Source organism: Collinsella sp. SGI.033 (assembly GCF_050315135.1).
In the GTDB taxonomy this organism is placed as follows: domain Bacteria; phylum Actinomycetota; class Coriobacteriia; order Coriobacteriales; family Coriobacteriaceae; genus Collinsella.
The window spans coordinates 1-22,873 of sequence record NZ_JBNPOK010000027.1 but is presented as its reverse complement, the minus strand read 5'-3'; the positions used below and the strand labels follow the sequence as shown (position 1 = coordinate 22,873).

The window sequence follows — 22,873 nt, the reverse complement described above, 5'->3', positions numbered from 1 at the left end:
AACCGGGACACACTTTCCGGTGGGCCAGAAACCAAGATTGCGCCCGTCTTCTATCTAGGATACTTTTATTAAACAGCCCCTAGTATCGTTCTATTTCAGATACCGCCTACCGATTGTAGATGGACAGGTCGTTAGTGATTGTTGGAAGATAACTTTGGTTTATTTGGTCTAAGGGGAAGAAGCAGTTTAATGAATCGAAAGTTGCATCCGCTTCTGTTTCCATTTGTGCTGACTATAGCGTTCGTCGCTTGCCTTTCCGGTTGTTCGGCTGGCGCGGGGACGGCAAGTACGAATGACGGCGATATGAAGAAACAAACTGTGTCATGCGGTCTGGATGATTCCGTCTCTGCTTCGATGGAGATTCCAAGAAGTTGGGAGGTTGAAGACGGCGAGGACGGACTGCTTACGATTACGCCTGATGAATTTGATGGCATGGTAATGCTGGGTCTGGATATATACCCGCTTTCAGATTTTGGTAATGATCAGGAGTTGCTTGATTTTTGGGCTGAGAATTTGGATGGAGTATCGTCTGATTGGACCCTGATCAGCTCGAAGTCGGACTCTGTTCCAACGTATTTAACGAGTGTCGACATTGATGGAAATAAGGAGCCAAAAGGATATCTTGTCGTTTCAATTACAGGAGACTCTTCGGTGGGTGCTGAACTGATTGCGGCTAAGGCTGATTGGAGTAAAGCGAAACCGGTTCTTATGGACGTTGCGAAATCGTTTGAGGTTGATAGAAAAGATGCCCCTAATTATGGTGGGTCTTCTAACTCAAATTCTGACAACAAAGATACCAAATCAGACCTCGGATCTAACGAAGCATCTCCTGCGGCAAGTTATTCCGCAGGGTCATATCGTGTGGGGAAGGATATTCCGTCTGGCGAGTACAAGATAACGTGCTCATCAAGATTCGGCTATTACTGCGTTTATCCCGATTCATCGAAGGGTGACATTCTCTCGAACGGCAATTTCAACACGTGTACATATGTTACGGTTTCAGATGGTCAGCTGCTCGAAGTTACCGGTGCTTCATTTGTTGCAATTGCGGATGCGAAGCCAACTTCGACATTGAGCGGAGAGGGCATATATAAAGTTGGACTCGATATTCAGCCAGGCGAGTATAACATCACGGCGCAATCGGGAAGTGGGTACTATGCGGTTTTGAGCGCGGTGGATGCAAATGAATCCTTCAATATTATTAATAACGATAATTTTGAGGGAAATAGCTTTGTTACTGTTGCCGATGGACAGTACCTTGAAATATCTAGGGCTACCATTGAGACTTCATAGGTATCTAAGTCTCGAATTCCTCAAGACCTCACTGTTATGGAGCTTCTGCTTTTGAGCTAGTCGTTTGCTGGGAATCACATTGGGGCGGATTGGAGTTTCCGGTCCGCCCTTTTCATGCCAATAACTAGGAATTGGCCTAACGATAGAACGTTGCGGTAGAAGGCCGTACGGGCTAACCCCTGAAAACATTCCGCAGACCAGAAACGCCCCCGTTCGTAGCTCCGGAGGAGCAGAACGGGGGCGTTTCATTGGTCGAGGACGTTTTCAGGGGTTAGCCCGTACGGCCTTCGGGCGAGTGCGTCCGCTACTCAGCCATCTGAGCCTGGACGGCGGTGATGGCTACGACACCCACGATGTCGTCGGCAGAGCAGCCGCGCGAAAGGTCGTTAACCGGCTTGGCGATGCCCTGTAGGATGGGGCCGTAGGCGTCGGCGCCGGCGAAGCGCTGGACCAGCTTGTAGCCGATGTTGCCGGCCTCGAGGTCGGGAAACACGAGCACGTTGGCCTTGCCGGCAACGGAGGAGCCGGGAGCCTTGAGCTGGGCGACGTTGGGGACGATGGCGGCGTCGAGCTGCAGGTCGCCATCGATGGCGAGCTCGGGGGCCTTCTCCTTGCAGAACTTCACGGCCTCCTGGACCTTCTTGGCGACTTCGCCGCCGGCGGAACCCATAGTGGAGTAGGAGAGCATGGCCACGTGCGGCTCAACGTTGCCCATGAAGGTGGACCAGGAGTGAGCGGAGGCGATGGCGATCTCGGAGAGCTCATCGGAGGACGGGTTGATGTTGAGGCCGCAGTCGGCGAAGATCAGCGTGCCGTCGGTGCCGAACTGCGGGGTGTCGGTGCACATCACAAAGAAGGCCGAGACCAGCTTGGTGCCCGGGGCGGTCTTGAGGATCTGTAGCGCGGGGCGCAGGGTGTCGGCGGTGGAGTGGCAGGCGCCGGAGACCAGACCATCGGCATCGCCCATCTTGACCATCATGGTGCCAAAGTAGGTGGCGTCCATCACCTGGGCGCGAGCCTGCTCGATGGTGACGCCCTTCTTGGCGCGGAGCTCGGCAAACTTCTGCGCGTACTCCTCGTGCTTCTCGGCATTGCGCGGGTCGATGACGGTAGCGCCGGGAACGTTGATCTCGTCGGGGTTGCCCAAGATGACGATCTTTGCCAAGCCCTCCTCGATGATTTTGGTAGCTGCGATGATGGTGCGCGGATCTTCGCCCTCGGGCAGGACGATCGTCTTAAGGTCGGCCTTGGCGGCAGACTTCATACGGTTTAGGAAATCGCTCATGTTACTCCTTACAAGCGTTTCGCTAAGCTCCAGGCACCCGGCTTTCCACGAATAAACCCGCTGCTAGCGGGTTTACCTTTCAAATATGTACGCCGGGGTGCTTGAGCTTTCCTTGTGTGGCAAGCTCATTATAGGACGCATTAGCGCTATAATCGCTCTGATAAATATGTCTCGAAGAATGTTCGAGAAAAGCCCAGCTAACGAGCCCGTGGCTTTTGACAAGGAGTATCGATGCAGATTACCTCAGGCCTGCCTGAAGGCTTTAACGCCGGCGCATACGACATGATTGTCGTCGGTGCCGGGTATGCCGGTGCCGTTTGTGCCCGCCGTCTTGCCGAGACCATCGGCTATCGCGTTGCCGTTTTGGAGCGCCGTGGCCACATTGCGGGCAATGCTTACGACTGCTTTGATGAGGCCGGGATCCTGGTCCACGAGTATGGTCCGCACATTTACCATACCTTTAACGAGCGCGTCCACAATTTTCTGTCGCGCTTTACCAAGTGGACGGACTACCAGCATAAGGTGCTCGCCAACATCAACGGCACCCTTATGCCCGTGCCCTTTAACCACGCGAGCCTCAAGCTCGCCTTTGGCGATGAGCGCGGCGAGGAGCTGTATCAGAAGCTCGTGGAGACCTTTGGCAAGGACGTCAAGGTGCCCATCATGGAGCTGCGCAAGAAGAACGACCCGGATCTTGCCGAGGTCGCCGATTACGTCTACGAGAACGTCTTTTTGCATTACACCATGAAGCAGTGGGGCCAGACGCCCGACCAGATCGATCCCTCGATCACCGGCCGCGTTCCCGTCTTTGTGGGCGACGATGACCGCTATTTCCCGCAGGCTCCCTTCCAGGGCATGCCGCAGGACGGCTATACCGCGTTGTTCGAGCATATGCTCGACCACGATCTGATTGATGTGTTCTGCGACGTGGACGCCCGTGACCTCTTTGAGATTGACGAGACCACCGTCAAGATCGACGGCAAGGTCTATGGCGGCGAGATCGTCTACACCGGTCCGCTCGACGAGCTGTTCAACCTCGACTTGGGCGCTCTGCCGTACCGTACGCTCGACATGAAGTTCGAGACGCTCGATATGGACCAGTTCCAGCCCGTGGGCACCGTCAACTACACCACGAGCGAGGATTACACGCGCATCACCGAGTTCAAGAACATGACTGGTCAGGTCCTGCCCGGCAAGACCACCATCATGAAGGAGTATTCCAAGGCCTATACGCCCGGCTCGGGCGAGACGCCCTATTACGCCATTCTGGAGCCCGAGAACCGCGAGCTCTATGAGCGCTATCTTGAGCGCGTCCAGAACCTGACGAACTTCCACCCGGTGGGTCGCCTGGCCGAGTATCGTTACTACGATATGGATGCCGTGACCAACTCTGCCCTCGATCTTTCGGATGAGATTATCGCCTGCCATGCATAAAGTCATATCATTCGGTATTCCCTCGTATAACGCCGCCAAGGACATGGACCATTGCATCACCTCCATTCTGGAGGGGAGCGATTATGCCACTGATATCGAGATCATCATCGTCGATGACGGTTCCAAGGACGAGACGGCAGCTAAGGCCGATGAGTGGGAGGCGCGTTACCCCGGTATCATCCGCGCGGTGCATCAGGAGAACGGCGGTCACGGCATGGCCGTCCTCTCGGGCCTGCGCGAGGCGCAGGGCACCTACTACAAGGTCGTCGACTCGGACGACTGGCTCGACGGTGCGGCGCTTTCGACCATGCTTTCGATTCTGCGTGGCTTTGAGGAGCGCGACCAGCGCGTCGATCTGTTTATCTCGAACTATGTGTACGAGAAGGTTTACGAGGGTACGCATACCGCTATTGGTTACAAGTTCGCCCTGCCGCGCAAAAAGATCTTTACCTGGGACCAGATCGGCCATTTCCGTCTGGACCAGAATTTGCTCATGCACAGCCTGTGTTATCGCACGGATGTGCTGCGCGCGTCCAATCTGCCTATGCCGCCGCACACGTTCTATGTCGACAATATCTACGCCTATGTGCCGCTGCCGCGCTGCAAGACCATGTACTACGCCGACATCGACCTCTATCGTTACTTTATCGGTCGCGAGGGCCAGAGCGTCAACGAGGCCACGATGGTCAAACGTCTGGACCAGCAGTTTCGCGTGACGCGCATTATGATGGAGTCGTTCCATCTGTATAGCGATGTCGAGTCGTCGCGTCTGCGCGCGTACATGATGGGCTATTTCACCATGATGATGGCAATTTGTTCGGTGCTTACCAAGCTTTCCGATGAGGATTGCGCCGACGAGCGCCTGACGACATTGTGGAGTGATTTGAAGGCCTACGACGAGCGTATGTATCGTCGTGCACGCTACGGTGTGGTCGGCTTCTTTACCAACCTGCACGGGCGGGCTGGAGACAAAACCACACTCGGCCTATACCGTCTTGCCTCAAAGATCTTCAAATTCAACTAGCTGATGAGTAATCGCTGCTGATAGGTTGACTGGGCCCCTTGGCCTTTAGTTTGCTACTGCGAACAGTCCTGCTCGCACGGAAAGCACATTAAGTGCTTTCCGGCTCGTGCGGAACTTGTATCAAACTAAAGGCCAAGGGGCCTTTGCTATAAGAAACGATTGTCAGGCTGCCTGAATTTGAAGATCTTGGACGCGCGGTACACAGGGGCCTGGGCTGAAAGAGATCTTGTTGAGTAGGTTGCCCGGTTGGTCTTGGTTATGTTTGTCGCGAGTTCCGCACGAGCCGAAGAGCACTTAATGTGCTCTTCGTGCGAGCCAGGACTGTAGAGCAGCAAACATAACCAAGACCAACCGGGCAACCGGACGAGCTAGTTTACTTCGCAACACCGGGGATGCCGTGGGATGTTTTGGCGGTTTTGGCTCCGTTTACGATGGCGGTTTCCAGGGCCCTTACGGCGAGCATGCCCAGCAGGTCTAGGGGAACGGCGGCGCTTGCCTGGCTGCCCAGCTTGCCGCTGGCAAGGGTGTAGATGGTGTCACCGTCGTTGGTGGTGTGTGTGGGGCGGATGGCGTGTGCATAGGCGTCTGCGGCCATCTGGGAGACCTTGGTGGCCTGGGCCTTAGTGAGCTCCACGTTGGTGACGATGCAGCTGATGGTGGTGTTGGTGCGGTCGAGTGGCATTTTCATAGAGCCGGCGGCGGCAAGGGCGGCGAGCTCCATGTCGACGATCTGGTCGCTATCGGCTGCGGCGCGCATGCCGGCCACCCACTCGCCGGTGGTTGGGTCGACCACGTTGCCACAGGCGTTGACCGAGACCACGGCCCCCACCTTGACGGTGCCCAGTGCCACGGCAGCAGCTCCCAGGCCAGCCTTCATGCAGGTGGCGGGGCCCATGAGCTTGCCTACGGTGGCGCCGGTGCCGGCACCTACATTGCCCTGCTCGAGTGTGGTGGGGGTATGGTCGAGCGCCTCGCGCACGGCGGCGATACCGGCCTCAATGTCGGGACGCACGGTGGGATCGCCAAAGGCGAGGTCGAAGATGCAGCTGGAGCACACGATGGGCACCTGCGTGGGGCCGACGGGCAGGCCGATGCCGCGGCTCTCGAGTTCGCGGGCCACGCCGCTTGCCGCCTCGAGACCAAAGGCCGAGCCGCCCGAAAGGCAGACGGCGTGGACCTTATCGACGGTGTTCTCGGGACGCAGCAGATCGGTCTCGCGCGAAGCGGGAGCGCCACCACGTACGTCAACGCCGCCGGTGGCACCCTCGGGCGCCACGATTACGGTGCAGCCGGTGCCGGCCTCCCCGTCTGTATAGTTGCCAAAGCAAAAGCCATCGACATCGCAAACGTCAATGGCTTCGAGCAGTGTGTCCATGTTTTCTCCTATCGGTTTTCCGCCGGGCCTTATGCTCGGTCGGGATCCGTGCGGTACGGCAAAATTGTAGGCGCCGGGGGATACCCAGCGCCAGATGCAATTACGAGAGTTTTTGAATCGCGCGTGCGACGCGAGCGATGGGTAAGCCCACCACGTTGTAGAAGTCGCCCGCAATGTCATGCACGAGCATGCGGCCGCCTGTGCCCTGGATACCGTAGGCTCCGGCCTTGTCCATGGGTTCGCCGGAGGCAACATAGTGCCCGATCTGCTCCTCGGTAAGCTCATAGAACGTCACGTCGGTCACATCGACAAACGACAGACTTTCGGCGGCATGCGGAGCTGCAGCGTCGCCGGCTTTAACGATGCAGACGCCGGTTGCCACCTGGTGCGTGCGGCCCGAAAGCTCGCGGAGCATGGTGCGTGCCTCGTTCTCGTCTGCCGGCTTGCCCAAAATTTGCCCGTCAAAGGTGACAATGGTATCGGCTGCGACAGTCAGTTCGTTGGGTTCGGCGTGCTCGGAGGCAACGGCAGCGGCTTTGGCGCGTGCCAAGCGTTCGACAAGCGTAAGCGGAGCTTCGCCATCAAAAGGTGTTTCGTCGATATCTGCGGGAATTACGCGAACGTCATAGCCCGCCTCGCGCATCAGCTCTATGCGGCGCGGCGATTGCGAAGCCAAAATCATAGCTGGATGCCCTCGGCAACCTTCTCGACGGCCTTGTCGCCGGCGAGTGTGCGCAGCAGCTCCAAGGCAAAGGGAAGTGACTGTGCCATGCCGCTGGCAGTGATGATGTTGCCGTCTTGCGTGACCTTCTCGCCGGTATAAGCACCCTCGGGGAAGCTCTTCTCAAAGCCGGGGAAGCACGTGGCTCGGCGTCCCTCGAGCAGACCAAGCTCGCCCAGGATAAACGGGGCGGCGCAGATGGCGGCAACGTGCTTGGTTGCGGCGAACTCGCAGACTACATCGCAGACACGCTGGTCGGCGCGCAGGTTGGTGGCTCCGGGCAGGCCGCCGGGCAGCACGATGCAGTCGTACTCCTCAAAGTTGATCTCATCAAAGAGCGCATCGCAGGTCACGGGAATCTGCAACGAGCTTACGACCTCGCGCGTGGGCATGATCGAGATGAGCGTGGCGCGCACGCCGCCGCGACGCATGACATCGACCATGGTCAGGCATTCAATCGTTTCAAAGCCATCGGCGGCAAGAACGGCAACGCTGGGCATAAGGGTTCCTTTCATAGGGCGGCATACAATTAGCCGTCTTATACCCCGAAGACCTATGCTTGCCACGCTCGATTTCCCAATGTTTAAAAAGGGACGGGGCTATTTTAGCTACCCCCACCCATCCTCAACAATCTCAATCCGTAACATCTAGACCCACTTTTGACCCCTAACTGTTACAGATCAAGACAAACGGAAACCGCCCCGACAAAACGTCTAAATCTGTAACATCTACGGACCAAAACCGGGTCTTACTGTTACAGATCGAGACAGTCCCCAACGCACCGCCCCGTTCGGGGAACGACCGCCACAGGTACGGCGGGCAGAGACTCACTTTTTTCCTCGGTTTTTCTTGACGGAATCTCACCTGTTGTAGTATTTTGTCTCAGTCTAAAAACGCGTGGACTTTTCTGGGCGCTAGCCACCTTTTTGCCACGCAACCGAGCAGTCGGTTGCGTGGCTTTTTTCGTCTTGGCAGCAGGTGCCACATGCACCGCCAGAAGACCGCACGAGCCCACCTTCCGACTGCAGGGAACAGACGCACGAGACGTGCATCTGCAAGACAGCAGACGGAAGGGAGCCTAATGGCAGGAACAAACACAATCAAGCAACAGGCCGCCGGGACAGGAGCCACGGGCGCGGGACAGGCCAAGGCGGCGCTCCAGGTCTTTGCGGGCGGCGCCTGCTACGGCGCGATGGCCACGACCTACAAGCTCGCCTACGCCGCGGGCTTCACCTCGGCGCAGGTGGTGGCGAGCCAGGCGTGGTTCGGCTGCCTCTTCTTCGCCCTCGCCACACTCGCGGGCCATGCACTCGGGCACCGCTGGCAGCGCGTGGGCTGGAAGCTCGCCCTCAAGCTCATGGGCCTGGGAGCCCTCACCTGCCTCACCTCAATCCTCTACTGCTACGCCATGAGCGTGCTGCCCGCCCCGGTGGCGCTCACGCTCCTCTTCCAGTTCACGTGGCTGGGGCTCCTGTGGCAGACCGTCATGACGCGCCGACCGCCGAGGGCCCTCCAAGTGGTCTCCGCCTTGGTCATCGTCTTCGGAACGGTGTTCGCCAGCGGCGTTTACAAGACCGGCATCGCCGGGTACGACCCCGTGGCCCTGCTCTGCGCGCTGGGGGCGGCCGTGTCCTGCTCCCTCTTTGTCACCCTCTCCGGCAAGGTCGAGGCCCCCTGCTCGTCCGAGCAGCGTGGCGTCATCGTATGCGCGGGCTCCGTGGTCATGTCGCTCACGGTGTGCCCGGACTACGTCGTCTCGGGCGTCCTCGCCCAGGGCATCCTGCCCTTTGCCGTCATCGCCGGCTTCTTTGGCATGCTCTGCCCGGTCCTGCTCAACGGCCTCGGCGCCTATGACGAGGTGCTTCCCGACGGCACGATCGAGGACGACTACCGTATCGCCTACCTGCGCGAGCACATCGAGGCCATGCGCGACGCCATCGAGCAGGACGGCGTCGAGATGCTCGGCTACACCACCTGGGGGCCAATCGACCTCGTGAGCGCGGGCTCCGGCGAGATGGAGAAGCGCTACGGCTTCATCTACGTGGACCGCGACAACCTGGGCAACGGCACGCTCGAGCGCAGGTGCAAGAAGAGCTTCTACTGGTACCAACAGGCCATCGCCACCAACGGAGGCGACCTGGGCTAGCCGCCCGGGCAATATCACTAAGGAGAAAATAATGGCTGAAAAATACGACGATCTGGCCAGATCCATACTCGAGAACGTAGGCGGCGCCGAGAACGTCGCCAGCGTCGCGCACTGCATCACGCGCGTGCGCTTCAAGCTCAAGGACGAGTCCCGCGCCAACACGGCCAAGATCGAGGCCCTCAAGGGCGTCATCCAGGTCATCCAGGCCAACGGCCAGTACCAGGTGGTCGTGGGTAACATCGTCGAGGACGTCTACGACGCGGTCCTGGAGGCCGGTAACTTCTCGGGCGGCGCAAGCGCCGACGACGAGCCCCAGGGCGATAAGACCGTTGCCTCCGTCATCATCGACCTCATCTCTGGCATCTTCCTGCCCATCCTGGGACCGCTTGCCGCCGCAGGCATCATGAAGGGACTGCTTGCCCTCATCACCTACTTCGTCCCGGCCTTTGCAAACGACGGCCTCTACACGCTGCTCTACACCGTGGCTGACGGCTTCTTCTACTTCCTTCCCGTCGCCCTGGCGTTCAGTGCCGCGCGCAAGTTCCGCATGAACGAGTTCACTGGCGTGGCAATCGGCGTGGCGCTCCTCTACCCGACGATGGTCGCCCTGACCTCGGGCGAGGCGCTCGGCAGCATCGACCTCGGCGTGGCCGGCACGTTCTCGTGGTACGCCACCGCCCTCGGGGTCCCCATCATCATGCCCGTGTCCGGCTACGTGAGCTCGGTGATTCCCGTCCTTCTCATGGTGTGGTTCGGCTCTATCATTGAGCGCTGGCTCAAGAGCTGGATGCCGGCTGCGCTCAAGATGTTCCTCGTCCCGCTCGCCACGATGACGGTCTCCATCGTCTTGGGCTACCTCGTCATCGGCCCGGTGGCCACCCTCATCACCAACCTGCTGAGCGCGGCGTTCTCGTTCATTTTCCAGCTTCCCGTGGTTGGTTCCGTCTTGGGCAGCGCCCTGGTCGGCGGACTGTGGATGTGCCTCGTCATCTTTGGCTTCCACTGGAGCCTCATCCCCATCTCCATCATGAACCTGAACACCCTCGGCCACGACAGCGTGCTCGCCGCCACCATCGGCCACGGGTTCGCGCTCGGAGCGGTCATCTTTGCCATGTATCTCAGAAACAAGGACGAGCGCTTCCGCGGCATCGCCCTTCCCGCGATGATCTCCGCCTTCTTCTTCGGCGTCACCGAGCCGGGCATCTACGGTATCGCCCTCCCCAACAAGCGCGCGTTCGTCGTGGCATGCCTGAGCTCCGCCGTGGGCGGCGCCATCGTGGGAATGACGGGCGCCCTCATGTACATCTCGGGTGGCCTCGGTGTCTTCAACCTGCTCAACTTCATCGACGGGACCTCTGGTGGCGCCGGAATCTCCCACATGATCTTCGCGATCATCGCCTCGCTCGTCTCTGCCGTCCTGGCCTTTGTTATCGAGTTCATCACCTACCGGCCCAACGACGACGAGGAAGGCGCCCGCTAGCTTGGGCCCTTCTCGACCAGCTCTATGTAGTTGAGGGCAGTTGAGGTGGGTGAGGGCCGAGGGCGGTCGAGGGGCCGCCCTCGGCCCGGGACAACCTGCCAGAAGGCGTTTAGCTTTCTCGGGCGGCAGTTCAATGTCCAAGAAATGGGGGGCGGTTTAATTTCGGGACGGGGATTAAATAATCATTCGGAACAAATTTATTTTTATCCCCGTCCCAGAAAAATCATCGGGTGTGGTCTTGGGCAAACAGTCTAGTTGCGCTTGAGATGGGCGACGGTTTCGCAGTGGAAGGTTTGCGGGAACAGGTCGACCGGCGTGATCTTGACGGGGGAGAAGGTGCCTTCCTCGACAAAGCGCTTAAGATCGCGTGCCAAAGTCGCCGGATCACAGCTCACGTAGGCCACGTCGCGGGCGCTCGTGCTGGCGATGAGGTCGATTGCCTCGGGTGCCAGACCTGCACGCGGCGGGTCGACCACCAGGACATCGGCATCCTGGTCGGGGAACTCGCGCACGGCATCGCCGCCGATGACATCGACGTTATCGAGCTTGTTGATCTCGAGGTTGCGGCGCAGGTCGCGCACGGCCGGGCCGTAGGCCTCGACGGCGGCAACAAAATCACAGCGGCGGGCGAGCGGCAGGGTAAAGGTGCCGGCGCCGCAGTACAGGTCCATGGCAAGCTCGTCTTCTTGCGGGTCGAGCGCCTCCATGACAAGCTCGATCAAAATCTCGGCGCCCTTGGTGTTGACCTGGAAAAACGATGGGGCAGAAAGGCGCATCTGGCCGTCGGCGATGTTCTCGGTCCAGGAGCCCTCGCCGGCGAGCACCTCCACCTTGGAGACGCGGCGGGCCTTCTTCTCGCCCTTGCTCATGACGCGCACTACGCTCGTGGGGCGAGCGGCGTCTGCCAACACGCGCGAGACCTGCGAGCGCGGGAAGGAGCCCGTGGGCGTCCAAAGTGCGACCTCGAGTGCCTTGGTGCGACGCGAAGCGCGAATGCCCACGCGCTCCAGACCCAGATCGTGACTGCCGCTCAGATAGTTGAGCGCGCCGACGACCGATTTGAGCGCCTTGGGAAAACGCTTATCGAACAGCGGGCACGAATCTACGGTGACGATCTTGCTGGGATCGACGCCGTGCATGCCAAGGCGAACGCGGCCGTTAACGAGGGTGGGCTCCAGCTCAATCTTGTTGCGGTAGCCCCAGTCGTCCTTGGTGTGGCGGATGGGCTGGACAAGATCGTTGACCTGCTCGGGGGCGAACTTGCCAATGCGCTCGAGCGTGGAGCGCAGGTTTTGCTCTTTGGCGGCAAGCTGCGCGGTGCGCGAGAGATTGCCCCACGAACAACCGCCGCAGACGCCCACGAAGGGGCAGGGGGGCTGAATGCGATCGGGGCCCGGCTCCAGAATCTCGGTCGTGCGGGCGCGCATAAACGACTTGCCGTCCTGCACGATCTCGGCCTCGACGGTGTCGCCTGCCACGGCGCCCTGCACAAAGACGGCCTTGCCGTTGTCGGCGTGCGCCAGTCCGTCGGCGCCGTAGGTCATCGATTCTATGGTGAGCTTCATGTTCCTGCCTGTCATTCGCGGTATTGTTCGCAACCATGGTAGCAGTGAAAAGCGCCCCGTATTTGGGGTATTCCTCAAATACGGGGCGCTTCTACAAACGTCTATTTCGTCTTGCCGGTAATGAGCGTCTTAAGGCCTAGGCCGATCAGGCCCAGTCCCATGCGCACGCGACCGGGGCGATGGCGCTCGATGGCCTTGGTCTTGCCGGTGGGCTTATCGCGACGGGCGTTCGGTTCGTGTGCGGGCTTGGTGACCTGCGGCTCGGGCCGAGGTACAGGTGTGGGCTTGGGCTCAATGACGGTCGCCTGGACCTTCTGAACCTCGGGCGCTTTCTCCACGGCGGGCTCTGCGGCAGCCTCGGGCTCTTTCACCGGGGGAGAGGCAACTGCTTCCGGCTCGACAGTGGGCTCGACAACTGCCTCGCGCTCAACCTCGGCCTGAATAGCCTCTTCGGCCACACGTTCCTTCTCACGCGCGCGCTGCTGCGCGGCGGCCTCGGCGTTGCGATAGGCACGCACCAGCAGAGCTTCCTGCGAGTTGAAGGGCTTCTCGCCTTCTTTGCGCTTCACGGGAATCCAGGTGCCGTCACTCGTCAGACTGCGTGCCTTCACGTTGTCGCGCAGCTGCATGCCCATGTACTCGTGCACCTGGGCGCGGCAGGTGGGGTCGAGCACGGGGAAGGCGATCTCCACGCGGTGCTCGGTGTTGCGCGTCATCATGTCTGCCGAGCTCAGGTAGATCATATCCGAGTCCACGCCAAAGGCATAGACGCGCGCATGCTCCAAAAAGCGTCCGACGATGGAGCGCACGTGCACGTTCTCGGTCTTGCCCGGAACACCGGGCTTGAGGCACGAGATACCGCGGATGATCATGTCCACGCGCACACCGGCACACGATGCCTCGGCGATCTTGTCGATGACCTCGCGGTCGGTAAGCGAGTTGAGCTTAAAGAACACGCGGGCGGGCTCGCCGACAAGGGCACGCTGAATCTCGCGGTCCAGGCCGCGCATGATGAGCGGCTTGAGGCCCACGGGCGCCACGCCCAGGAAGCGGTAGTCGCCGCGCAGGTTGCCCAGCGACAGGTTGCGGAAGAACAGGTTGGCGTCCTCGCCGATGCCGGGATGCGCGGTCATGAGCATAAAGTCGCTGTAGAGCTTGGCCGTCTTCTCGTTAAAGTTGCCGGTACCCAAAAGCGTCAGACGGGTAAGCGCCATGCCCTCGCGATAGGTGAGCTGGCAGATCTTGGAATGGCATTTAAAGCCCTCGGAGCCGTAGATAACGGTGCAGCCGGCTTCTTCCAGCCGCTCGGCCCATTCGATGTTGTTTTGCTCGTCAAAGCGGGCGCGGAGCTCCATGAGCACTGTAACCTCTTTGCCGTTTTCGGCAGCATCGATGAGCGACTCGCACAGGCGGCTTTGTTTGGCCACGCGGTAGAGCGTGATGCGAAGCGAGATGCACTCGGGGTCGTAGGCTGCTTCGTGCACCAGGTCCAAGAACGGATTCATGGTCTCGTAAGGGTAAAAGAGCAGCTTGTCGTGCTGCAGCACCTGATCGCGGATGGAGCGGGTCATATCGATGGTGGGGTTGGGCTGCGGCCTAAACGGCGTAAAGAGCAACTCGTTTCGTAGATGCTCGGGTATTTTGCCCTCAATGCCAAAGACATAGCCCAGGTTGAGCGGGATATCGCAGGTAAAAACCGAGCGGCGCGAAAGCTCGAGCGCTTTGCGGATGGTCTTGAGCGTTGGCTTTTCGAGCGAACCCGATACGGCGAGCACCACCGGCTGCAGGCGCAGGCGCTTCTTGAGGATGCGCTTCATGTGCTGGCGGTAATCCTCTTCCTCCTCGACGCCCTCGCCGTCCGGATCGATGTCGGCGTTGCGGGTGACGCGGATGAGCGCGCGGTCGAGCGGCTTATAGGAGCCGAAGCAGCTGTCCAGGCAGGCGAGGATGACGTCCTCGAGCAGAATGTAGGAGTAGGTGCCGGTGGGCGAGGGGATTTCGACCACGCGGTTCATCGAGGCGGGAATCTCGATAAGGCCCAGCAGGCTCTCCTCGTCGGTGATGCCGTCCAGGCCACAAGCCAGATAGAGCGCGCCGTTGCGCAGGTTGGGGAAGGGATGGCGCGGATCGATGACCAGCGGCGAGATGACCGGTGATACGTAGGCCTGGAAGTAGCGGGTTACAAAGGTATGTTCCTCGGGCGTAAGCGAATCGATGCGGGCGCGGTGAACGCCCAGAGTGTCGAGCTTGTCCTCGATGCTCTTAAAGATCGACTCCCAGCGGGTAAGGAGCCCGGGCAGCTCTGCCATGACAGCATCGACCTGTTCGGAGGCGGTCATATTGCTCTTGTTGTCGACGGGCTGTTTTTTGAGCTCTGCCAGATCGGACAAGCCGCCCACGCGCACCATGAGAAACTCGTCGAGGTTTGACTCGAAGATCGAGACGAACTTAAGGCGCTCGAACAGTGGCACAGACTCATCGAAGGCTTCGTCGAGTACGCGGTTATCAAAGCGCAGCCAGCTAAGCTCTCGATTTTGCGTATACGAGAAATCGCGCGGTTTCTTGCGCAGCTTGGCGGCGTTCTGCTTCTTTTCGATTTTGCTCGGCATATGCATCTGTCCGTTCAGTCCCCAAAGGGACGGTAGCCTAACACTGTTTGCTATTGTCTCAATTTAGTCGACCTATGGCGCGGACGTATCGCGCGAACGGTATCTTTACCTACTTATTACGCTGACGATCCGAAGCACTAACGTCCGGTGCTTTGAACAAGCGATCTATATCCTCACTCAACTGGTGAGAATGTATGAATAAGAATGATAGCAAGCTGAATATAATCGAATTTAGGTCGAATCGAGGACAAGCGTCATTATTATGCAGAAAACCGTTTTCACTATGCAATTTTGAATCATGGATAACTTTGAGTGTTCAATCTTGATTTCCTAGAAAAATAACGTTTACCTAGGAAAATCTGCTTTACGAAACTGAAGTGCATCATGGGAAATCATATGCGATATACCGTTCATCGTACTTTGTTGACCGTTCGGGGGCGAGGTAGAATTGCGGGTGGAAATTGGATATAACTAGAGCTGTCAGCAAGCAGCGCTCCATACGGAGGGGCGCTAACGAATCGGCCCTGACAAGGGTCCGAAAGAAAGGTAGGAGGCCATGACGAAAGGTCTGCACGTGCCTTCCGAGATCGGCAAGCTCAGGAAGGTCTGCCTGCACCGTCCCGGCGACGAGCTCCTCAACCTGCCGCCCGACGAGCTCGAGCGGCTCCTGTTCGACGACGTCCCGTTCCTGGAGGTCGCGCAGCAGGAGCACGACACCTTCGCCCAGATCCTGAGGGACCAGGGCGTCGAGGTGCTCTACCTCGAGAACCTCGTCGCCGAGGTGTTCGACCAGGTCCCCGGCGCCCGCGACGAGTTCACCGACCAGTACATCGCCGAGGCCGGCATCCGCGGGAAGCACATGCCGCAGATCGTCCGCGAGAAGCTGGACTCCATCGAGGACAACCTCGAGTTCGTCAAGAAGACCATGGCCGGCATGACCAAGGCCGAGATCGAGATGCCCCTCACGGCCTCCACGACCCTCGACTCCCTGGTCAACTCCGAGTCCGAGTCCGACCTGATCATCGACCCGATGCCCAACCTCTACTTCACCCGCGACCCGTTCGCGGTCGTCGGCGAGGGCGTCAACCTCAACCGCATGTACTCGGTCACCCGCAACCGCGAGACCCTGTACGGCAAGTACGTCTTCAAGTACCACCCCGACTACAAGGACGTCTCCCTGTACTTCCGCCGCGACTGCCAGTTCCACACCGAGGGCGGCGACGTGCTGAACATCAACGAGAAGACCCTCGCCGTCGGCATCTCCCAGCGCACCCAGGCCGCCGCTATCGACGTCATGGCCCAGAACATCTTCTGGAACTCCGACTCCAAGGTCGAGCGCATCCTGGCCTTCGACATCCCGGTCTCGCGCGCCTTCATGCACCTCGACACGGTCTTCACCCAGATCGACGTCGATAAGTTCACGATCCACCCCGCCATCATGGGCACCCTGCGCGTCTACGAGCTGACCGCCGGCAAGAACCCGGGCGACGTGAACATCCGCCTGATCGAGGACACCCTCGAGCACGTCCTGGAGGACGCCACCGGCGTCGACCAGGTCAAGCTGATCCCCTGCGGCGGCGGCGACCCGATCGCGGCCTCCCGCGAGCAGTGGAACGACGGCTCCAACACCCTGTGCGTCGAGCCCGGCAAGATCTGCGTCTACGCCCGCAACACCGTCACCAACGACGTGCTGTACAAGGAGGGCCTGGACCTTCTCGTCGTGCCCTCCGCCGAGCTCTCCCGCGGCCGTGGCGGCCCGCGCTGCATGAGCATGCCCTTCTGGCGCGAGGACCTCTAAGGTTTTCAAAGATCCGTACGGGTCTTAAAACAAACATCTAGCTGCCATTAGATGTCTCCCATTGGGGCGGTGCGGATCTTTCGCACCGCCCCATTCTTGTTTAATGAATCTTAATTAACATCAGATAAGGTGGCCCATATGACCAGGGGCAGTCACGTTGATACCCCCCCAACGGTGTCGGCTTCTTTGCCTTTTGGGCATCATCTCGATTCCCATGACCTTTGCCGGCATCACCCCCGTGTTCTAGCGATTGGAGCCTAACCATGGATATCAAGACGATCGGCGTTGAGGAGTGGCTTAACGTTTGGGAGAAGAGCGCCACGTGGGATATCGCCCAGTCGACGATCTCCTCGCTTACCATGGGCGAGCTGCGCGCGCTCGACGAGCAGGACGGCGCCACATTCTACGAGCGCCTGGATCGCGAGAAGATGAACTACGGCTGGATCGAGGGTTCACCGGAGTTTAAGGCTGAGGTCGCCAAGCTCTATCGTCGCGAGGTCAATCCCGATCACATTCTGCAGACCAACGGCTGCACGGGTGCCAACCTCAACGCCATCATGGCCGTGGTCGAGCCCGGCGATCATGTCATCGCCGAGTGGCCTACCTATGCGCCGCTCTACGAGATCCCGCGTTCGCTCGGCGCCGAGGTCGAGTATTGGGAGCTTCGCGAGGAGCTCGGATGGAAACCCGATATCGAGGAACTCAAGCGCCTTGTTCGCCCCAACACGAAACTCATCTGCATCAATAACGCATCGAACCCCATCGGTTCGGTGCTTGATGCCGATACGCTCGGTCAGATTGCCGAGATTGCCCGTTCGGTGGGCGCCTACGTGCTGTGTGACGAGGTATATCTGCCGCTCGAGAACACCGAGTCCTTTATGTCGATGGCCGACGTGTATGAGAAGGCCATTGTCACCAACTCGGTATCTAAGACCTATTCGACGCCTGCAGCCCGCGTGGGTTGGGTCGTGACCGACGAAGAGGTGTCCAATCGCATCCGCACCTATCGCGATTACACCATGATCTGCGGCGGCGTGTTCAACGATGCCCTGGCGACCTATGTGCTTGAGCAAAAGGACAAGATTCTCGAGCGCAACCGCAAGATCGTGTCTGGCAATCGCGATATCGCGCAGGCTTGGATCGATACGCAACATCGCGTTTCATGGACGGCCCCGCAGGGCGTGTCTACCTCGTTTATCCAGCTTGATATTCCCGAGGACGACGAGGAGTTCTGCAAGCGCCTGTTGTCCGAGAGGGGAGTGCTGCTGGTGCCCGGCAGCCGTTTTGAGCTTCCCTGCGGCGCACGCCTGGGCTACTGCGCGAGCGAAAATGTTCTTCGCGAGGGCTTGAGGCTTCTGGGCGAGGCACTGGCCGAGTTCGATCGCTAATCTCTTGAGGCCCTCGAAGGCCTAAACCTTACTTGGCCCTAGGTGTACCGAATGCAGACCCGCCCCTTCTGGGGGCGGGTCTGTTTGTCTTTGCCGCCGGAAAAGTCAAGTTGTTACAAATGGAGACGCAAGATCGATCGGGTATTCGACGGGCCTTATACTAAGCTTCCGGTGAACGGTATCCAACGTCTGGTAAACGGTAATCTGTTTGCTAAAAATGAATAGGACAAACTTTTTTATGAATAAAAATCAAAATGGTTGAGAGACAGCAAGAATTGCGAATTCTATTCATATAGTTGCGCGAAATATGCAATCTGAGGGTGGTTTAATAAAGTTTAGTTCCATTTGATTTTTGGATTGAAAACGCGTTTAAGCACGTAAATACACTTTATTAAGATGAAGTGTGCCATGCGTGAAGTATATGTGTATGCCGTTCACCCCCTATAAAAAACCGTTCGGGGGCAAGGTGGAAGTATGGGTTGAATTTGGATATAAATATGTCGTCAGCAATAACGCCTCACACGGAGGGGCGCTAACGAATCGGCCCTGACAAGGGTCCGAAAGAAAGGTAGGAGGCCATGACGAAAGGTCTGCACGTGCCTTCCGAGATCGGCAAGCTCAGGAAGGTCTGCCTGCACCGTCCCGGCGACGAGCTCCTCAACCTGCCGCCCGACGAGCTCGAGCGGCTCCTGTTCGACGACGTCCCGTTCCTGGAGGTCGCGCAGCAGGAGCACGACACCTTCGCCCAGATCCTGAGGGACCAGGGCGTCGAGGTGCTCTACCTCGAGAACCTCGTCGCCGAGGTGTTCGACCAGGTCCCCGGCGCCCGCGACGAGTTCACCGACCAGTACATCGCCGAGGCCGGCATCCGCGGGAAGCACATGCCGCAGATCGTCCGCGAGAAGCTGGACTCCATCGAGGACAACCTCGAGTTCGTCAAGAAGACCATGGCCGGCATGACCAAGGCCGAGATCGAGATGCCCCTCACGGCCTCCACGACCCTCGACTCCCTGGTCAACTCCGAGTCCGAGTCCGACCTGATCATCGACCCGATGCCCAACCTCTACTTCACCCGCGACCCGTTCGCGGTCGTCGGCGAGGGCGTCAACCTCAACCGCATGTACTCGGTCACCCGCAACCGCGAGACCCTGTACGGCAAGTACGTCTTCAAGTACCACCCCGACTACAAGGACGTCTCCCTGTACTTCCGCCGCGACTGCCAGTTCCACACCGAGGGCGGCGACGTGCTGAACATCAACGAGAAGACCCTCGCCGTCGGCATCTCCCAGCGCACCCAGGCCGCCGCTATCGACGTCATGGCCCAGAACATCTTCTGGAACTCCGACTCCAAGGTCGAGCGCATCCTGGCCTTCGACATCCCGGTCTCGCGCGCCTTCATGCACCTCGACACGGTCTTCACCCAGATCGACGTCGATAAGTTCACGATCCACCCCGCCATCATGGGCACCCTGCGCGTCTACGAGCTGACCGCCGGCAAGAACCCGGGCGACGTGAACATCCGCCTGATCGAGGACACCCTCGAGCACGTCCTGGAGGACGCCACCGGCGTCGACCAGGTCAAGCTGATCCCCTGCGGCGGCGGCGACCCGATCGCGGCCTCCCGCGAGCAGTGGAACGACGGCTCCAACACCCTGTGCGTCGAGCCCGGCAAGATCTGCGTCTACGCCCGCAACACCGTCACCAACGACGTGCTGTACAAGGAGGGCCTGGACCTTCTCGTCGTGCCCTCCGCCGAGCTCTCCCGCGGCCGTGGCGGCCCGCGCTGCATGAGCATGCCCTTCTGGCGCGAGGACCTCTAAGTCTTTCCGTTTCCGGTGCGGTCCCCCTACAACCGCACCGGTTTTGCCCGTCAAACGGGCAACACGAATACTTGCGTAATTCATTTTTCGAAAGGAAACGAACCATGGGTGTTAACCTCTCCGGCCGTAGCTTCCTCAAGCTCCTCGACCTCACCACTGAGGAGATCGAGTACCTGCTCAAGCTCTCCAAGAACTTCAAGGACATGAAGCGCGCTGGCGTTCCGCATCGCTATCTCGAGGGCAAGAACATCGTTCTGCTCTTCCAGAAGACCTCCACTCGTACCCGCTGCGCCTTCGAGGTCGGCGGCATGGATCTGGGCATGGGCGTCACCTACCTCGATCCGGGTTCGTCGCAGATGGGCAAGAAGGAGTCTATCGAGGACACCGCCCGCGTTCTCGGCCGCATGTATGACGGCATCGAGTTCCGTGGCTTTGCCCAGGACGACGTCGAGGAGCTCGCCGCTAAGTCCGGCGTGCCCGTGTGGAACGGCCTGACCACTGAGTGGCATCCCACCCAGATGCTCGCCGACATCCTGACCGTCCAGGAGAACTTCAACTACGACATCAAGGGCAAGACCCTCGTCTTCATGGGCGACTGCAAGAACAACGTTGCTCGCTCCCTCATGGTTGTCTGCTCCAAGCTCGGCATGAATTTCGTGGCCTGTGGCCCCGAGGAGTGCATGCCCGCTGACGACGTCATCGAGGCCTGCAAGCCCATCGCCGAGGCTAACGACTGCACCATCAAGCTGACCACCGACGTCAAGGACGGCGTCACCGGTGCCGACGTTATCTACACCGACGTGTGGGTCTCCATGGGCGAGCCTGACGAGGTCTGGGCCGAGCGCATCGCTCAGCTCACCCCGTATCGTGTCACCTCCGAGGTCATGGCTATGGCCAACCCGGGTGCCATCTTCCTGCACTGCCTGCCCAGCTTCCACGACACCAACACCACGATTGGCGCCGAGAAGTGCGAGCAGTTCGGCATTACCGAGCAGGAGGTCACCGACGAGGTCTTTGAGAGCCCCGCTTCCAAGGTTTTCGACGAGGCCGAGAACCGCATGCACACCATCAAGGCTGTCATGTACGCAACGCTCAAGTAAGAGCCTTTAAGCATTTCGCTCGGGGTGTATTGCTGCACACCCCGAGCGGTTTGTCTGGTAAATATCTTGCGTCGGGCGGTGGGCACGGCACGGAAGATCCGCTTCGCGCGAGAAAGTTAATTGATTTATGAAGGGGGGATGAGAACTATGACTGAGACCGCTAAGAAAAAGCGCGGTATGCCTTCATCGTTCACCATTCTTCTAGCTCTGCTGGCAATTGTTGCAGTGATTACCGTTATCGTCTCCGGCACGTCCGGCGGCGCTGTTACTGCAGCCCGCCTGAGCGATTTCTGCACCGCCCCGATTCTGGGCTTCGCTGACGCTCTGCCCGTCTGCCTCTTCGTTATGATCCTGGGCGGCTTCCTCGGTATGATGACCGAGACTGGCGCTCTGGACAACGGCATCGCCGTTCTGGTGCAGAAGCTTAAGGGCAACGAGATCATGCTCGTTCCTGTCCTTATGCTCATCTTCTCCCTCGGTGGTACCACCTATGGTATGTGCGAGGAGACCGTTCCCTTCTACGCCCTGCTCGCCGCTACCATGATGGCTGCCGGCTTCGACCCCATGGTCGGCGCCGCTACCGTCCTGCTCGGCGCTGGCTGCGGCTGCCTGGGCTCCACGGTTAACCCGTTCGCCGTCGGCGCTGCCGTCGACGCTCTGACCGGCGTTGGCATTGAGGTCAACCAGTCCATCATCATTGGCCTCGGTGCCGTCCTGTGGATTGTTACCACGGCCATTTCCATCTTCTTCGTCATGGGCTATGCCAAGAAGGTCAAGGCTGACAAGGGTTCCACCATCCTGTCGATGCAGGAGCTCAAGGACGCCGAAGAGGCTCACGGCAAGGCTGCTTCCGAGGTTAACAAGGAGGTCAAGCTCACCGGTCGTCAGAAGGGTGTTCTGATCGCCTTCGCCTTCACCTTCGTCGTCATGATCGTCGGCTTCATTCCGCTGGCCGACCTCAACGAGGGCGTTGCCAACTTCTTTGACGCTGGCGCTGTCTACGATGCCGACGGTAACACCGTCGTCCAGGGCTGGTCTGCCCTGATCACCGGCCTGCCCATTGGCCAGTGGTACTTCGACGAGGCTTCCACCTGGTTCTTCCTCATGGCTATCCTGATCGGTATCATCGGTGGCCTGTCCGAGAAGCAGATCGTTAACACCTTCATCACCGGCGCTGCCGACATGATGTCCGTTGTTCTCGTCATCGCCCTCGCCCGTGGCATCTCCGTCCTCATGGCCAACACCGGTCTCGACGTCTACGTCCTCGACGCTGCCGCCAGTGCCCTGGCTGGTCTGTCCGGCGTGATCTTCGCTCCCATGAGCTTCCTGGTCTACTTCGGCCTGTCCTTCCTGATCCCGTCGACCTCTGGTATGGCTACCGTCTCCATGCCCATCATGGGACCGCTGGCTGTTAAGCTCGGCTTCTCGCCCGAGGTCATGGTCATGATCTTCTCCGCCGCCATCGGTGTCGTGAACCTGTTCACCCCGACCTCCGGTGCCATCATGGGCGGTCTCGCCCTGGCCAAGATCGAGTGGACGACCTGGCTCAAGTTTGCCCTTAAGCTCATCGTCGTTCTCTCCGTCGTCTGCGCCATCATCCTGACCGTCGCCTGCGTGTTGATCTAAGTACCCAACGGGTGCCCCACGGAAACCTTGACGATCCTGTAGAGGATCACTTGGTCATCGTCTGTCCGGTGGGGTCAACCCACCGGTAGACTCCTACCTTTAGCCCCCTCCCGTTCCGTGCGCGGGAGGGGGCGCTCGCTGACTTATGCTCAACCTGCGATGTTGCCATTGTTGGTGCAGGGGAAGTGCGTTTGGGGCAGCTAATTTGG

The 22,873-nt window shown here is 59.4% G+C and carries 15 protein-coding genes and 1 pseudogene; 10 read left to right on the top strand and 6 right to left on the bottom strand.

All coding sequences use genetic code 11. From position 1 onward, the window contains the following. Window positions 1–303 precede the first annotated feature (303 nt). Complete coding sequence (locus tag ACQRC0_RS07785; RefSeq protein ID WP_427729081.1) at window positions 304–1,293, top strand: hypothetical protein; 990 nt, start codon at window positions 304–306, stop codon at window positions 1,291–1,293. 304 nt (window positions 1,294–1,597) lie between these two features. Here the strand turns inward: ACQRC0_RS07785 and pta are convergent, their stop codons facing one another. Continuing rightward, window positions 1,598–2,578, bottom strand: a complete 981-nt coding sequence (pta, locus tag ACQRC0_RS07780; protein WP_427718446.1) for a phosphate acetyltransferase — start codon at window positions 2,576–2,578, stop codon at window positions 1,598–1,600. Window positions 2,579–2,809: 231 nt separating this feature from the next. Here pta and glf point away from each other — a divergent pair, with 231 nt between their 5' ends. Both glf and ACQRC0_RS07770 read left to right on the top strand, forming a co-directional pair. Beyond that, window positions 2,810–4,012 carry a UDP-galactopyranose mutase gene (glf, locus tag ACQRC0_RS07775; RefSeq protein ID WP_427729079.1) on the top strand — a complete coding sequence of 401 codons (1,203 nt, stop codon included), beginning with the start codon at window positions 2,810–2,812 and terminating at the stop codon, window positions 4,010–4,012. Then, the gene (locus ACQRC0_RS07770) at window positions 4,005–5,036 is read left to right on the top strand and encodes a glycosyltransferase family 2 protein (RefSeq protein WP_427729077.1); all 1,032 of its coding nucleotides are present in this window, start codon (window positions 4,005–4,007) and stop codon (window positions 5,034–5,036) included. Before glf ends, ACQRC0_RS07770 begins: the two co-directional genes overlap by 8 nt. Window positions 5,037–5,409: 373 nt before the next feature. On the opposite strand, the gene ACQRC0_RS07765 is transcribed toward ACQRC0_RS07770, so the two are convergent. The 3 genes from ACQRC0_RS07765 to ACQRC0_RS07755 form a co-directional block, all read right to left on the bottom strand. Further along, entirely contained in the window at window positions 5,410–6,411 is a 1,002-nt protein-coding gene (locus ACQRC0_RS07765; RefSeq protein ID WP_427718438.1) for a P1 family peptidase, read from the bottom strand. A 100-nt stretch (window positions 6,412–6,511) separates the two neighbouring features. Next, window positions 6,512–7,093 carry a Maf family protein gene (locus ACQRC0_RS07760; protein ID WP_427729075.1) on the bottom strand — a complete coding sequence of 194 codons (582 nt, stop codon included), beginning with the start codon at window positions 7,091–7,093 and terminating at the stop codon, window positions 6,512–6,514. Then, window positions 7,090–7,632, bottom strand: coding sequence for a DJ-1 family glyoxalase III (locus ACQRC0_RS07755; RefSeq protein ID WP_427729073.1), 543 nt, complete (start codon window positions 7,630–7,632; stop codon window positions 7,090–7,092). Before ACQRC0_RS07755 ends, ACQRC0_RS07760 begins: the two co-directional genes overlap by 4 nt. Window positions 7,633–8,957: 1,325 nt before the next feature. Between ACQRC0_RS07755 and ACQRC0_RS07750 the strand changes: the two are divergent. Both ACQRC0_RS07750 and ACQRC0_RS07745 read left to right on the top strand, forming a co-directional pair. Continuing rightward, window positions 8,958–9,278: pseudogene (locus ACQRC0_RS07750) on the top strand (family 1 glycosylhydrolase); the annotation flags it as partial. 31 nt (window positions 9,279–9,309) lie between these two features. Further along, window positions 9,310–10,758, top strand: coding sequence for a PTS transporter subunit EIIC (locus ACQRC0_RS07745; protein WP_427729071.1), 1,449 nt, complete (start codon window positions 9,310–9,312; stop codon window positions 10,756–10,758). Between the two features lie 251 nt (window positions 10,759–11,009). On the opposite strand, the gene rlmD is transcribed toward ACQRC0_RS07745, so the two are convergent. After that, window positions 11,010–12,338, bottom strand: a complete 1,329-nt coding sequence (rlmD, locus tag ACQRC0_RS07740; protein WP_427729070.1) for a 23S rRNA (uracil(1939)-C(5))-methyltransferase RlmD — start codon at window positions 12,336–12,338, stop codon at window positions 11,010–11,012. An 86-nt stretch (window positions 12,339–12,424) separates the two neighbouring features. Next, a complete protein-coding gene (gene ppk1 / locus ACQRC0_RS07735; protein WP_427729068.1) occupies window positions 12,425–14,932 on the bottom strand; it encodes a polyphosphate kinase 1 in 2,508 nt (835 codons plus the stop codon). Window positions 14,933–15,488: 556 nt separating this feature from the next. Between ppk1 and arcA (ACQRC0_RS07730) the strand changes: the two genes are divergently transcribed. From arcA (ACQRC0_RS07730) to ACQRC0_RS07710, 5 genes are all read left to right on the top strand, one after another. After that, the gene (gene arcA, locus ACQRC0_RS07730; RefSeq protein ID WP_427719164.1) at window positions 15,489–16,730 is read left to right on the top strand and encodes an arginine deiminase; all 1,242 of its coding nucleotides are present in this window, start codon (window positions 15,489–15,491) and stop codon (window positions 16,728–16,730) included. Window positions 16,731–16,993: 263 nt separating this feature from the next. After that, window positions 16,994–18,118, top strand: coding sequence for an aminotransferase (locus ACQRC0_RS07725; RefSeq protein ID WP_427729067.1), 1,125 nt, complete (start codon window positions 16,994–16,996; stop codon window positions 18,116–18,118). A gap of 578 nt (window positions 18,119–18,696) precedes the next feature. After that, window positions 18,697–19,938: an arginine deiminase gene (gene arcA / locus ACQRC0_RS07720; RefSeq protein WP_427719164.1), complete on the top strand. Its 1,242-nt coding sequence runs from the start codon at window positions 18,697–18,699 to the stop codon at window positions 19,936–19,938. 104 nt (window positions 19,939–20,042) lie between these two features. After that, window positions 20,043–21,038 (top strand): ornithine carbamoyltransferase, encoded by a 996-nt coding sequence (gene argF, locus ACQRC0_RS07715; RefSeq protein WP_154515223.1) that lies wholly within the window; start codon window positions 20,043–20,045, stop codon window positions 21,036–21,038. 138 nt (window positions 21,039–21,176) lie between these two features. Next, complete coding sequence (locus tag ACQRC0_RS07710; protein WP_370450555.1) at window positions 21,177–22,664, top strand: YfcC family protein; 1,488 nt, start codon at window positions 21,177–21,179, stop codon at window positions 22,662–22,664. Window positions 22,665–22,873 lie beyond the last annotated feature (209 nt).